We start from the raw sequence: 13,436 nt of genomic DNA, 5'->3' as shown, positions 1-13,436 counted from the left end.
CATGGAGGCGCGATAAGCAGGCGATGAGCTCTTACACCCGCCCCTTCGTCAAGATCTGCGGCCTCTCGACCGAAGCCGCCATCGACGCCGTGCTCTCGCGCGGCGGAGAGGAGGTCGGCTTCGTCTCCTTCGCCAGGAGCCCGCGCCATGTGCCGATCGAGGCGATGGCGCGGCTGCGGCGGCATGTGGGCGAGCGGGCGCGCGTGACCATCGTCACCGTGGACCCGGACGATGCGCTTCTGGCGCGCCTCGCCGCCGAGGTCAGGCCGGACACGATCCAGCTTCATGGCGGGGAGTCGCCCGAGCGCGTGGGCGAGGTGGCCGTGCGCACGGGGCTGGACACTATGAAGGCGCTCTCCATCGCCGGGCCGGACGATCTGGCCCGGGTGGCAGCCTATCGCCCCGTCGCCGGTCGCATCCTGCTCGACGCCAAGGCGCCCAAGGGCTCGGCCATCCCCGGCGGCAACGGCGTCTCCTTCGACTGGTCGATCCTGGCGGCATGGACGGGCGGCCCCTTCGTCCTTTCCGGCGGCATCAACCCGGACAATGTCGCGGATGCGGTGCGCGTGGCGCGCCCGGCCGGCATCGACATCTCCTCGGGCGTGGAAAGCGCGCCCGGCGTGAAGGATATCTCCCGCATTCACCGGCTGTTCGACGCGCTCGACGCCGCGACCCTTCTCGAACCCGAACGGCAAGCCTCATGAACGAGACCCCGAGCCCGAACTCCTTCCGCGCAGGCCCCGACGAGGAGGGGCGCTTCGGCCTCTTCGGCGGGCGCTTCGTCGCCGAGACGCTGATGCCGCTCATCCTCGACCTGCAGCAGTCCTGGACCCATGCGCGCACCGACCCGGCCTTCAAGGCCGAGCTGGACCATCTCAATACGCACTATACCGGCCGGCCCTCGCCGCTCTATTTCGCCGAGCGGCTGACGGAGGAGCTCGGCGGGGCGAAGGTCTATTTCAAGCGCGACGAGCTGAACCACACGGGTTCGCACAAGATCAACAACTGCCTCGGCCAGATCCTGCTCGCGCGGCGCATGGGCAAGACCCGCATCATCGCGGAGACGGGGGCCGGCCAGCACGGCGTGGCGACCGCCACGGTCTGCGCGCGCTTCGGCCTGCCCTGTGTCGTCTATATGGGCGCGACGGATGTGGAGCGGCAGGCGCCCAACGTGTTTCGCATGAAGCTCTTGGGCGCGGAGGTGGTGCCCGTCACCGCCGGCCACGGCACGCTCAAGGACGCCATGAACGAGGCACTGCGCGACTGGGTGACGAATGTCGAATCGACCTATTACCTGATCGGCACCGCCGCCGGCCCGCACCCCTATCCCGAGCTCGTGCGCGAGTTCCAGTCGGTGATCGGCAAGGAGGTTCGCGAGCAGATCATGGCCGCCGAGGGCCGCCTGCCGGACCTTCTCGTGGCGGCGGTGGGCGGCGGCTCCAACGCCATCGGCCTCTTCCACCCCTTCCTCGACGATCGCGACGTCGCCATCGTGGGCGTGGAGGCCGGCGGCAAGGGGCTGGACGGCGAGGAACACTGCGCCTCGCTCACGGCCGGCTCGCCCGGCGTGCTGCACGGCAACCGCACCTATCTGCTCCAGGACGGCGACGGCCAGATCAAGGAAGGCCATTCCATCTCCGCGGGCCTCGACTACCCCGGCATCGGCCCCGAGCATTCCTGGCTCAAGGACCAGGGCCGCGTGGAATATGTGCCGATCATGGACAAGGAGGCGCTCGACGCCTTCCAGCTCCTGACCCGCGTGGAAGGCATCATCCCCGCGCTGGAGCCAGCCCACGCGCTGGCAGAGGTCATCAAGCGCGCGCCGAAGATGGGCCGGGACCAGATCATCGTGATGAATCTGTGCGGGCGCGGCGACAAGGACGTGTTCACGGCCGCAAAGCATCTGGGCGTGGAGCTTTGAACCAAGGCGCTTCGTTCGTCGTCGACACCTACCGGGCTCGGCAGATCGGGCTCCTCGGACAATGGCAGCCCAACGGGGCGAATGTGAAATGCTATGCCATCCGTGCGACGTCGGAAGCGCTCGATCCCGCCGTTCTCGATGCGGCCGCGGCGAGGGTGGCGGCGGAGCCGCCGCCTGCCGGCAGTCTTGGCTTCGTCATCCTCCACCGGGGAGAGGAGGCCGTATGGCTGCTTCTGCACTGGTGGCTGCCGGGCGGAATGTTGGCAGAGCGTCTCTGGTCCGCGTCCTTGGGTGAGCCTGGCGCCTTCCAGCCGGTTGACCGGCCTTCCATGGCTTGCGTATGGGAACTGGTGCCGATCGCCTTCGAACGGGACGCTTATGTGCGCACGATGATGAATGGCGGACGCGACAGGGATTATCTGGCGTGCGTCATGCCGGACGGGAGCTACTGACTTGACGACACGCATCGAAGAGCGTTTTCGCGCCTTGAAGGCGGAGGGCCGCCCGGCGCTCGTCACCTTCCTGATGGCGGGCGATCCCGACATCGAGACGGCCTTCTCCATCCTGCGCCAGCTTCCCGCCGCCGGGGCCGACGTGATCGAGCTCGGGATGCCTTTCTCCGATCCCATGGCCGACGGGCCGGCGGTCCAGAAGGCGGGCCTGCGGGCCCTGAGGGCCGGCGAGACGCTGCGGCGCACGCTGGAGACGGTGCGGCGCTTTCGCGCCGGGGATGCGGCCACGCCCATCGTACTGATGGGCTATTTCAATCCCATCTACATCTACGGCGTGGAGCGCTTCGTGGCCGATGCCCGGCAGGCGGGCGTGGATGGCCTCATCGTCGTCGACCTGCCGCCGGAAATGGACGAGGAACTTTGCCTGCCGGCGATGAAGGGCGGGCTGAACTTCATCCGCCTCGCCACGCCCACGACCGACGAGAAGCGCCTGCCGGCGGTTCTGAAGAACACGTCCGGCTTCGTCTACTACGTGTCGATCAACGGCATTACCGGCTCGGCCGCGCCCGATACCGGCAAGGTCGCCGCCTCGATCGAGCGCATCCGCGCCCGGACCGACCTGCCGGTCTGCGTCGGCTTCGGCGTGCGCAATGCCGAGCAGGCAGAGGCGCTGGGCCGCCATGCGGACGGCGTGGTGGTGGGCTCCGTGCTGGTGGGCGCCATCGAGGGCTCGCTGGTGAACGGCGCGGCGAGCGCCGACACGCCTGAGGCCGTCCTGTCCCTCGTGCGCGAGCTGAGGGAGGGGGTCGCCCGGTCCCGCCTTGCGCTCGCCTGATTGCCGGCCCATCTCGAACCCACCTCAAGACGCCTGAAGAGGCCGCGCCCGTGAACTGGATCACCAATTACGTCCGCCCCAAGCTGACGAGCCTGCTCGGCAAGAGCGAGGTTCCCGAGAACCTGTGGATCAAGGACCCCGAGACGGGGGAGATGGTCTTCCACAAGGATCTGGAGGCCAACCAGTGGGTCGTGCCCAATTCCGGCGTCCACATGAAGATCGGCGCGAAGGAGCGCCTGGCGGCCTTCTTCGACGACGGCGCCTATGAGGCGGCCGAATTGCCGAAGGTGGCGGTCGATCCCCTGAAGTTTCGCGATTCGAAGCGCTATGTGGACCGCCTGAAGGAGTATCGCGCCAAGACCGGCATGGAGGATTCCGTGCTGGTGGCGAGTGGCGAGATCGAGGCGCTGCCCATCGTCGCCGCCGTCCAGGACTTCGCCTTCATGGGCGGCTCGCTCGGCATGGCGGCGGGCGAGGCCATCGTGAAGGCGGCCGAGATCGCGGTGGAGACGAAGCGCCCGCTGGTGCTGTTCGCCGGGTCCGGCGGGGCGCGGATGCAGGAGGGCATCCTCTCGCTCATGCAATTGCCGCGCACCACCGTGGCGGTGGAGAGCGTGAAGGAAGCCGGGCTTCCCTACATCGTCGTCCTGACCAATCCGACCACGGGCGGCGTCACGGCCTCCTATGCCATGCTGGGGGACGTCCATATCGCCGAGCCGGGCGCGCTGATCGGCTTTGCCGGGGCGCGCGTCATCGAGCAGACCATCCGCGAGAAGCTGCCGGAGGGCTTCCAGCGCTCCGAATATCTGATGGAGCACGGCATGGTGGACATGGTCGTGCATCGCCACGAGCTGAAGGGCACCATCGCGCGCCTCCTGCGCATCATGACGAAGCAGCCGGCGCGCTCGGTGGAGGTCTCGCCGGCGCCCCAACCGGCGCAGGAGCCGGTGGCGGCGGAGGCCTCGGCCTGAGCCCGGTCCCCCAGCCCGTGAGCGCCGCCAGCCTTGCCGGCGGCGAGATCGAACGCCTGATGCTGCGCCACCCCAAGGGCACGGATCTCGCGCTGGAGCGCATCCGCCGGCTTCTTTCGGCGCTGGGCGAGCCGCAAAGGCGGCTGCCGCCGGTGATCCATGTGGCGGGCACCAACGGCAAGGGCTCCGTGGTCGCCTTCTCGCGCGCGATCCTGGAGGCGGCGGGCCTGTCGGTCCATGTGCACACCTCGCCGCACCTTGTTTCCTGGCACGAGCGCTACCGGCTCGGTCGGGCGGATGGGCCGGGGCGGCTGGTGGAGGACGCGGTGCTGGCCGAAGCCATCGCACGCGTCGGGCAGGCCAATGGCGACGAGCCGATCACCGTCTTCGAGGTGCTGACGGCCGTGACCTTCCTGCTCTTCTCCGAGCATCCGGCCGACGCCGCGCTGATCGAGGTCGGGCTCGGCGGGCGCTTCGATGCGACCAACGTGATCGAGAATCCCGCCGCCACCCTCGTCTCCTCCGTCTCGCTCGATCATCAATCCTATCTCGGCGACCGGGTGGAGCTGATCGCGGCCGAGAAGGCCGGGATCTTCAAGCGCGGCGCGCCGGCCGTCGTCGGCCTGCAGGGTGAATCGGTCGCGCTCGACGTGCTGCGGGCACGGGCCGGGCGGGCAGGAGCGCCCCTTCACGTCTATGGCGAGGACTTCTTCGCGTTCGAGGAGCGCGGGCGGCTGGTCTATCAGGACGAGCGCGGGCTGCTCGACCTGCCCCTGCCGCGCCTGAACGGGCGCCACCAGCTCGCCAATGCCGCGCTGGCGCTCGCCGGGCTGCGCGCCGGCGGGTTCGATCCGTCCGAGGAGGCGGTGGCCGAGGGCATCGCGCGGGCAGAGTGGCCCGGCCGCCTTCAGCGCATCACCTCCGGGCCGCTTCACGCGCTGGCCGTGCCGGGAGCGGAAGTCTGGATCGACGGGGGCCACAATCCGGGCGCGGGCGTGGCCATCGCGGAGGCCATGGCCGAGATGGAGGACCGCGTGCCCCGGCCGCTGTTCCTGATTTCGGGAATGCTCTCGACCAAGGACCCGATCGGCTTCTTCGAGGCGTTCTCAGGCATGGCGCGCCGGGTCTTCACCGTGCCGATCGTCTCGTCCGAGGCGGGAATGCCGGCGGACGAGCTGGCCGACGCCGCCATCGAGGCGGGGCTGGACGCCGAGCCCTGCGACAGCGTGGCCGAGGCGATCGCCCTCGTCTCCACGGGCTGGCGCTCGCAACCCGCGCCGCGCTTTCTCATCTGCGGCTCGCTCTACCTCATCGGCGAGGTGCTGGCCGAGAGCGGGCTGGCCCCGCAATGAAAAAGGCCCGGCGCGCGGCCGGGCCTTCCCATCAGGACGGTGCCTTCGAAATCAGGCCGCGACGTTCTGGTTGATCCAGGCCACGAGCTTGGACTTCGGCGCCGCGCCAACCTGCACGGAGGCCTGCTGGCCGTCCTTGAACAGCATCAGCGTCGGGATGGAGCGCACGCCGAACTGGGCGGCGAGGTCGGGGTTCTCGTCGATATTGATCTTCACGACATCCACGCCCGTCATCTCCTCGGAGATCTCCTCCAGGCTCGGCGCGATCATCTTGCACGGGCCGCACCATTCGGCCCAGAAGTCCACGACCACAGGCTTGCCGGCCTGCAGCACGTCGGACTGGAAATTGGTCTTGTCGATCTTCTTGGTGGCCATGGAAAGGCTCCCTTGCGCCGGCGGGAGGCCGGCATGGTGAATCGCTTAAGGGGCGGATGCCCCGTCGGCTCCGAAGGTAGAAGCGCGCGCGCCCGACTTCAAGCCGCGCCGCGTCGCGAGGCAAGGCCGGCCAGCGCCTCTTCCATCGCCGCGGGAGGCAGCTCGATCAGGCGCGGCGCCTCGGTGAAGAGCAGCGCCGCTTCCACCGGACGGCCGGGATACAAGGGCATGAGCAGCGCGCGATAGAGCGCAAGCTGGGTGACATAGGCGGCCGGAACCTCGTCCAACGTGGCCGGCGGCAGGCGGTTCGTCTTGTAATCGACGATGAGAACGGACCGTTCAGAAACGGCGAGACGGTCGATCGTGCCGCTGACGGGATAGGTCCGGCCGGCGATTTCCACCGTGCCGCGAAGCCCCACTTCGGCGCGGCTGCCGGGCGAGAACAGCGCCGAGAAGCGCTCGTGCGATAGCACGGCGAGGGCGGCGCCGAGGATCGCCTCGCGCTGCGCCTCGCTCATCTCGCCCGCCGCGACGGCGAGATGGCGCCTGGCCGCCGCCTCGCGCGCCTGCGGGGGGAGTTCGGGCAGGATCTGCAGGAGCTTGTGGGTCAGCAGGCCCCGGCGGATGGCGAGCGAGGCCTGCGGCTGGCCGGAGAGGACGGGCGAGCCGAGGCGAGGCGGCTCCTCCTCCATCTCGATGCGCAGCGTGCCGGCCGGGTCCGAGGGCACCAGCGGGCGCGGCGGGCGCAGCTCGGCCGGAAGCGGGGAAAGGTCGAGGACGCGGGACGCGGCGGCTTGCGCGGGCGTTGGCCCGGCCAGCTTCGCCTCGGCGGGGGCGGGGCCCCAGCGATAGGCCACGAGCTCGCCCGCCTCATCGCGCACCTCCTCGCAATCGGGCCCGAGGCTGGACTGCACCCGCATCAGCCAGCTCGATTCGTGCGGGCCCCGCGTGCCCGCATGGCCGCAGATCACCAGGCGGTCGGCGGCGCGCGTCATGCCCACATAAAGCAGCCGGCGATACTCCTCCTCCGCGCGCTGCCTTTCCGCCTCGCGCAGGGTCTCGACCACGGGGGTGACGAGCGCCTTTTCCGGGCACCAGAGGAAGCCGGGGGCGGCGCCGGGCGCGAGGCCGGGCATGGCCTCCCACTCCATCAGCCGCGCGCCATGGGTGTGCACGAAGGGCGCCGAGCCGGGATCGACGAGGAAGACGACCGGCGCTTCCAGCCCCTTGGCGGCGTGCGCCGTCATGATCCGCACCTCGCCGCGCCCCTGGTCCATCTCTCGCTTGATGGTGGGCGGCGCGCTGGCCAGCGTGGCGAGGAAGGCGTCGAGATCGGGCTTTCCGTCCGCCTCGTGGGCGCAGGCGAGGTCGAGGAAGGCATCCACCACTTCGCCGGCATCGTGGCCGAGCCGGGCGATGAGGCGCGCGCGCGCGCCTTCCGGCCCCAGCAGCCGGGCATAGAAGGTGAAGACGCCCTCGAAGCCGGCGCGGTCGCGCAGTTCCTCCAGCCGCAGGAAGGCCGCCGCCGCCCTGGCGGCGAGCGCCGCCTTGTCCGTCACGAAGGCGGGCAGGCGCTCCGCGCCCCCTTCGGCCGCGAGGCGCCGCAGGGCGAAATAGAGGGGCTCGGGCCGCTCGGCGCGCCGCGAGAGGGCGAGCCCCATGAGGTCGTCGTCGGAGAAGCCGAAGAGCGGGCTCTTCAGCGCCTCGGCCAGGGACAATTCGTCCTCGGCGTTGGAGACGACGCGCCCCAGGGCCATCAGATCCTGCACGGCGATGTGATCGGTGATGACCAGGCGGTCGGCGCCGGCGACCGGGATGTGCCGGTCGCGCAGGGCCGCGCTCATCGCGCCGACGAAGGCCGAGCGCTTGCGCACCAGCACGATCACGTCGCCGGGCCCCAGCGGCCGGCGCCCGCGCCGGTCCTCCAGCGGCTGGCCGAGCCAGCCCTCGATGGTGCTGGCGATGCGCATAGCCAGCCGATTGACGGGGGAGGAGAGGGGTTCGGTGTCGATGGGGTCGAGCCAGTCGTCGCTCTCGCGCGCGGCCTGCTTCACATAAGGCGGCCAGATCTCCACGAGGCCCGGCACGGCGCCGCGCGCGGAGACATGGACGGGTTTCTCGTTCTCGACCGAAAGGCCGCGCCTGTCCTCCTCCGCCTCGAACGCCTTGTCCACGGCGGCGAGCACCGTTGCGGTGGACCGGAAGGATTGCTGCAACGCCACGCGCGAGAAATCGGCGCGCGCGGCCTTGGCCTGCGCCTCCAGCCGCCGCCGCTCGGCGGTGAACATGGCCGGCGAGGCGCCCTGGAAGGAATAGATCGACTGCTTCTCGTCTCCCACCGCGAACATGGTGCGCCGCTTGCGGTCGTCGCTCGAGAAGAACTCCTCCACCAGCGAGCGCACGACCTCCCACTGGCGCGGGCTTGTGTCCTGCGCCTCATCGACCAGCACGTGGTCGATGCCCTGGTCGAGCTTGTAGTGCACCCAGGCCGCCGCCTCGCCGCGCGTCAGCAGGTCGGCGGTGCGCACGATCAGGTCCTCGAAGTCGAGCCGGCCGCGCCGCCGCTTCAGCTCCTGATAGTCGCCCTCCAGCTTGCGGGCGATTATCAGCGCCGCGCGGCTGGCGCGGAACAGGCGCAGCGTCGAGAGGCGCTCCGCCGTTTCCTCCACGAAGCCGGCCAGCGCGTGCAGCCGCTCCTCGAAGTCCGCAAAGGCGCCGGTCACGGCCTTCGTCGCCACGCTGCTCGTCTTGTAGCGTCCGCCATCGGCCTTGAGGCACAAGGCCTTCAGCGCCTCGAACCGCTCGGGCGCCTGCGAGGCGGCGTGCAGGGACGAAAGCTTCGCCAAGAGCTTGGCGTCCGTCGGCTTGCCGCTCTCGCGCGCGGCCTCGGCAAGGCGCGCGGCGAAGGCGTCATCGAAGCCCGGCGGGTGGAAGGCGGGCGCCAGCAGGCTCTCCTGTGTCTCGTCCGCCCGCACGTCCAGCGCCTTCGCCAGCCGCCCTACCGCCTCATCGAGGCCGCCGGCGGCGCCGAGATGCGCGCGGATGCGGTCGCGCTTGGAAACGCATTCCCCGATCAGCCGGTCGAGCCCGGCCTCGCCGGCCAGCGAGAGCGCCTCGGCGAAGGCCTCGGCCAGTCCCTCGTCGGCCTCCTCGCCGCTGGCCTGCACGATGAGAAGACGGCGCGCCTCGGCCAGGAGCATGGCGCTTTGCGCATCGTCCAGCACCTCGAAATGGCCGGGCACATGCGCTTCCAGCGGGAAGAGATGCAGGAGCGATTCGCAAAAGGCGTGGATGGTCTGGATCTTCAGCCCGCCGGGCGTTTCCAGCGCGCGGGCGAAGAGCCGGCGCGCGGCTGCCAGCGCCTCGGGCGTGGGCCGCGCACCGAGTTGGGCCAGCTCGGCCGCCAGCGCCTCCTCGCTCGCCCGCGTCCATTGCGAGAGCGTCGCGAAGATGCGCGTCTGCATCTCGGCGGCGGCGGCCTTGGTGTAGGTGAGGCACAGGATGCGCGAGGGCTCGGCGCCGGAGAGGAGAAGGCGCACCACGCGGCATGCGAGCACGAAGGTCTTGCCGGAGCCTGCATTGGCCGCCACGAAGACCGAGCGGGCGGGATCGGAGGCGCGCTCCTGCGCCGCGCGCGTGCCTTCGGAAATGTCGAGCGCGCTCATGCGCCGTCCCCTTGCGCGTCGTCCTCGTCGCCCAGCGCCCATTCCCGCGCGCGCGAAAGATGGTCGTAGTCGCCCGAGAAGTCCGAGGAGAGAAGCGGGCGGGCGCGCGAGAGGAAGCCCTTGGCGGGGTCGAGGTAAGAGGCGGCCAGGCCCTTGAAGCGCGCCAGTGCCTCCTCGCCCAGGCCGTCGGCCGTCACCGCCTCGCCGGAGGCGCCGCCCGAATGGGAGAGGCCCTCGGGCTTGAAGGCTCGCTCGCGCAGGCGCACGTAGAGAAGCTCCGAAACGGTCTCGACCGGCCCGACGGCCTTGAATGCGCCGAGCCGCGCCATCGCCGCTTCCAGCGGAAGCTGGGGGGCGAGCAGCGTGCGGGCCTGTTTGACGCTGGGCTGGGTGCCCGTCTTGAAATCGATGATCTCCACCGAGCCGTCCTCCATCGCGTCGATGCGGTCGGCGTAGCCCTTCAGCGCGACGCCGATATCGGCCAGCTCCACGAAGCCGCCCAGCTCGGCATGACGTTTGGCGACGGCGCGGCCGCGCTCCCAGGCGAGGATGCGCCCGGCCAGCCCCTCCATGCGCGGCCACCAGATGGCGCGGATGTCGGCGGGCAGGGCTTCCTCGTCGAAGGCCTCGCGGGCGATGGCGAGGAGGCGCGCCTCGGCGTCCGGCGCGGCCGGGTCCACGCCGCGCTCCACCATGCGCGCCAGGATGGCGTGGAAGAGATTGCCGCGCTCGGCCGCGCCGGGGGCGCGAATGGGCGGCGGCAGCCTGTCGAGGTTCAGCACCCGCTTGGCATGGATGGCGTAGGGGTCGCGGATCAGCCGTTCCACCTCGGTGATGGAATAGGCGCGCGGGCGGGCTTCCACGGGCGGGCGCGGCTCGGGGCGGGCGGCGCGAGGCTCCGGCGGCGCCGCGTCCAGCGCACGGGCATGGGCGAGGAAGGGCTCCCCCGCCGCCCGCAGCCGCGCCTCGCCCTCGGGCCCGGCCAATGTCAGCAGGCGCTGGAGCCAGCGCGAGGGAATGGCGGGCGCGCCGCCGGCGCGTGCAGAGCGCGCCAGCACCACGCGCGGATGGCCCATGGCCATCCAGAAATCGTGCGCGGCAAGGCCGATGCGCCGCTCGGGCGGATCGAGCAGGATCTCCGAGCGCATGAGCCGCGAGAGGAAGGCGTCGCTGCGCGCGCCCTGCGGCCAGGTGCCCTCGTTGAGCCCGCCGAGGATCATCGTATCCACCGATTGGAGCCGGGCCTCCAGCGCACCCCAGACGAAGGCGCGCTGCGAATGGCCGGCGCGGGGACGGGCAGTCGTTTCGGCGGCGAGCGCGCGGAATACGTCCGGCCATTCGGCGGGCGCGAAGGCGAAGCCGACGGGCGGAGCGGCCACCAACTCGCGCATCAGGGCCGCGAAGGCGGCGCCCGCTTCCTCGGCGTAGAGGCCGGCGGTGCTGCCGTCCTCGTCCGCGCCAAGCGCCTCCATGGCCTGTGTCAGCGCCACGGCGTAGGTCGCGACCTCGGCCGGGGCCGTGCGGCGCAGCGCCACGAGCGGCGAGAGGGCCCCGGCCAGCCGCTCGCACAGCGCCTGCCCCTCGTCGCGCTCCTCGGGCCCCAGATGCTGGACCGGGCGGGTGACGCGCTCGCCGCCTTCGATGGCCGCGCGGCGCCGGGCGAAGAGCGCGGGCAGGGTGGCGGCATCGGCCCGGCCGCTGCCGCCGCGCAGGGCGATCAGCTCCACCACGCGCGCCGCGCGCCGCGCCGCGCCCTGCGACAGGCCGAGGCGGGTGAGGGGATGCTTGAGGAGCGAGACCAGCGCCACGGGGTCGCCCGGCTCGAAGCTGGCGGCCAAAGCGAGGGTCGCCAGCGTGCCTGGCGGCGTGGCCGAAAGCGGACGCCCGGCCGAATCGTTGGCGTCTATGCCGAAGCGGGCCAGTTCGGCCGCCACGCGGCGCGCGAGGTCGCGGTCGGGCGTCGTCAGCGCGACGGTCGCGGCCGGATCGCTCAAGGCATCGCGCATGGCGACGGCGATGGCGAGCGCCTCCTCGCGCTCGTCCGCCGCCTCGATCAGGGCCAGATCATCCAGCGCGGCCGGCGGATGGGCGGGGCCCTCGGCCCAGAGCTCGGTGGTTTCGGCCGGGCGCAGGGCATCGGAGACGAAGGCCTCGCGCGCGGCCGGCGCGCTGCCGGCATCCGGCGCCAGCGTTGCCACCGCCTCGCGCGGAACGCCGAGGCCGCCGAGAATGCGCTTCAGGCCATATTGCGGGTGGCCGGCGGCCGAAAGCGAGGCGGCGCGCTCGATCCCGGCGAAGCTCGGCGCGTCCAGCGTCCGGTCCAGGCCGGGGAGGACGACGGCGCCGTTCTGAAGCTCGGCCACCGCCCGCATCAGCTCGATCGTGGCCGGGGCCGTGGCCGTGGAGCCGGCGATCACCACCGGGCCCGGCGAGCCCTCGGCCCGGTAGCGCGCCGCCGTTTCGCGCGCGAAGCGGCGGCGGATCTCGGTGCTGGAGACCATGCCGATCTCGGCGAGGTGCCGGGGCCATTCCTCCGTCAGGATAGCGAGAAAGGTGAGGGTGAGCTGCCACCATTCGGCCAGCCGGTCCTCTATGCCGAGCCTGGCGAGGCCGGAGAGCGAGATTTCCTCGTCCTCCGCCTCGTCGAGAAGCGTGGCGAGATCGCTGGCAAGGTAGAGCGCATCGGCCGCCGAGGCGGGCAGGACGATGTCCTCGCCGGCCAGCATCGAGGCCGTGCCATCGCCGATCCGCGACTTCCAGAAGCGCACGAGGCGCGCCAGCTCCAGCCGGCGCCGAAGCGGATCGACGGCGGGCAGGAGCGCGGGCGCGCCGAAGAAGGGGGCGTCGTCCTCGTCCTGGCCGAGCGGGCGCACGCGCGGCAGGATGGCCGCCGGCCCGCCGATCTCATGGGCGAAGGCGGCCGTGAGCGCGATGGCGGCGCGGCGCGTCGGCACGTAGACGGTGAGGTCGGCCAGCGCCAGCGGATCGCCGCTACCCATCACGCCCTTCACGATCCGCCCGGAGAGGATGGAGCGCGCGAGCGTGGGAAGGAAGGGCAGGCCGGGCGCGATGGAGAAGATGTTGGCTGGCATTGCGCGGGACTTTACCGCCTGCCCCGCGCCCCGGCCAGCATCGAAAGCTCAGGCGGCGCTGGAAAGAAGCACGCTCTCGGCCTCGCGGATCGAAGCCGGCGTGCCGACCGTGATCCAGAGCCCGTCCAGGCGCACCCCGTGCAGCCGCCCCGCCTCGATCGCGGTGTCGAAGACGCGGTTCAGCGAGAACTTCTCCTCCGGCAGGCCCGCGAAGAGCGAGGGTTTGAGGATCGCCGCGCCGGCATAGATGAAGGGGCTCATGTCGCGCTCGGCCACGCGGGAGAGCCGTCCTTGCGCATCCATGGTGAAATCGCCGCGCCCCTCATAGCCCGTCGCCCGCTTCATGTCGGCGATGAGAAGGAGCGCGTCCATCTCGTCCTCGTCCCACAGCTCGGCCAGAAGGTCGAGATTGTCGCGGTAGCCCTCGATCCAGAACGTATCCGAATTGACGAGGAAGAAGGGCCGGTCCCCCAGCTCCGCCAGGGCCTTCACCACGCCGCCGCCCGATTCCAGAAGCGCCGACGTCTCGTCGGAGATGACGATCCGCGCGCCCTTGCGCTTGCGCAGATGCCCGCGGACGAGATCGGCCATGTAATGCACGTTGACGACGATCTTCGTCACGCCGGCGCGCTCCAGCGCGTCCAGCCCGTAGTCGATCAGCGCCTTGCCGCCCACTTCCACGAGGGGCTTGGGCGTGGTCGAGGTGATCGGGCGCATCCGCTTGCCGAGCCCGGCCGCGAGGACCATGGCCGTCCTCGGGCGCGATCCCTTCT

Annotated in this window: 10 protein-coding genes; 6 read left to right on the top strand and 4 right to left on the bottom strand. The window is 71.1% G+C overall.

All coding sequences use genetic code 11. The features are described 5' to 3' along the window. Positions 1–23: 23 nt before the first annotated feature. From J7654_RS00405 to J7654_RS00380, 6 genes are read left to right on the top strand one after another with little or no spacing between them, the layout of a single operon-like run. Positions 24–704, top strand: a complete 681-nt coding sequence (locus J7654_RS00405) for a phosphoribosylanthranilate isomerase (protein WP_209737314.1) — start codon at positions 24–26, stop codon at positions 702–704. Continuing rightward, a complete protein-coding gene (gene trpB / locus J7654_RS00400) occupies positions 701–1,921 on the top strand; it encodes a tryptophan synthase subunit beta (RefSeq protein WP_209737313.1) in 1,221 nt (406 codons plus the stop codon). Before J7654_RS00405 ends, trpB begins: the two co-directional genes overlap by 4 nt. Continuing rightward, positions 1,918–2,373, top strand: coding sequence for a hypothetical protein (locus tag J7654_RS00395; protein WP_209737312.1), 456 nt, complete (start codon positions 1,918–1,920; stop codon positions 2,371–2,373). The genes trpB and J7654_RS00395 overlap by 4 nt, the downstream gene beginning before the upstream one ends. 1 nt (position 2,374) lies before the next feature. Continuing rightward, positions 2,375–3,208, top strand: coding sequence for a tryptophan synthase subunit alpha (gene trpA / locus J7654_RS00390; protein ID WP_209737311.1), 834 nt, complete (start codon positions 2,375–2,377; stop codon positions 3,206–3,208). A 50-nt stretch (positions 3,209–3,258) separates the two neighbouring features. Continuing rightward, positions 3,259–4,179: an acetyl-CoA carboxylase, carboxyltransferase subunit beta gene (gene accD, locus J7654_RS00385; RefSeq protein WP_209737310.1), complete on the top strand. Its 921-nt coding sequence runs from the start codon at positions 3,259–3,261 to the stop codon at positions 4,177–4,179. Between the two features lie 59 nt (positions 4,180–4,238). Continuing rightward, positions 4,239–5,531, top strand: a complete 1,293-nt coding sequence (locus tag J7654_RS00380) for a bifunctional folylpolyglutamate synthase/dihydrofolate synthase (protein ID WP_209740066.1) — start codon at positions 4,239–4,241, stop codon at positions 5,529–5,531. A 51-nt stretch (positions 5,532–5,582) separates the two neighbouring features. Here the strand turns inward: J7654_RS00380 and trxA are convergent, their stop codons facing one another. From trxA to J7654_RS00360, 4 genes are all read right to left on the bottom strand, one after another. Further along, positions 5,583–5,906: a thioredoxin gene (gene trxA / locus J7654_RS00375; RefSeq protein WP_209737309.1), complete on the bottom strand. Its 324-nt coding sequence runs from the start codon at positions 5,904–5,906 to the stop codon at positions 5,583–5,585. Positions 5,907–6,004: 98 nt separating this feature from the next. Then, on the bottom strand, positions 6,005–9,571 hold the full coding sequence (gene addA, locus J7654_RS00370; RefSeq protein ID WP_209737308.1) for a double-strand break repair helicase AddA: 3,567 nt from the start codon (positions 9,569–9,571) through the stop codon (positions 6,005–6,007). Beyond that, positions 9,568–12,663 (bottom strand): double-strand break repair protein AddB, encoded by a 3,096-nt coding sequence (gene addB, locus J7654_RS00365; RefSeq protein ID WP_209737307.1) that lies wholly within the window; start codon positions 12,661–12,663, stop codon positions 9,568–9,570. Before addB ends, addA begins: the two co-directional genes overlap by 4 nt. A 48-nt stretch (positions 12,664–12,711) precedes the next feature. Further along, complete coding sequence (locus J7654_RS00360; protein WP_245195573.1) at positions 12,712–13,410, bottom strand: nucleotidyltransferase family protein; 699 nt, start codon at positions 13,408–13,410, stop codon at positions 12,712–12,714. Between the last annotated feature and the right edge of the window lie 26 nt (positions 13,411–13,436).

Source organism: Aureimonas populi (assembly GCF_017815515.1).
In the GTDB taxonomy this organism is placed as follows: Bacteria; Pseudomonadota; Alphaproteobacteria; order Rhizobiales; family Rhizobiaceae; genus Aureimonas; species Aureimonas populi.
This window is presented reverse-complemented; position numbering and strand designations above follow the sequence as displayed.

What these genes read in the sequence shown, in the direction of transcription:
- J7654_RS00405 (WP_209737314.1), top strand. Translation starts at nt 24, where the DNA reads ATGAGCTCTTACACCCGCCCCTTCGTCAAGATCTGCGGCCTCTCGACC.
- trpB (WP_209737313.1), top strand. Translation starts at nt 701, where the DNA reads ATGAACGAGACCCCGAGCCCGAACTCCTTCCGCGCAGGCCCCGACGAG.
- J7654_RS00380 (WP_209740066.1), top strand. Translation starts at nt 4,239, where the DNA reads ATGCTGCGCCACCCCAAGGGCACGGATCTCGCGCTGGAGCGCATCCGC.
- trxA (WP_209737309.1), bottom strand. Translation starts at nt 5,906, where the DNA reads ATGGCCACCAAGAAGATCGACAAGACCAATTTCCAGTCCGACGTGCTG.
- addA (WP_209737308.1), bottom strand. Translation starts at nt 9,571, where the DNA reads ATGAGCGCGCTCGACATTTCCGAAGGCACGCGCGCGGCGCAGGAGCGC.
- addB (WP_209737307.1), bottom strand. Translation starts at nt 12,663, where the DNA reads ATGCCAGCCAACATCTTCTCCATCGCGCCCGGCCTGCCCTTCCTTCCC.
- J7654_RS00360 (WP_245195573.1), bottom strand. Translation starts at nt 13,410, where the DNA reads ATGGTCCTCGCGGCCGGGCTCGGCAAGCGGATGCGCCCGATCACCTCG.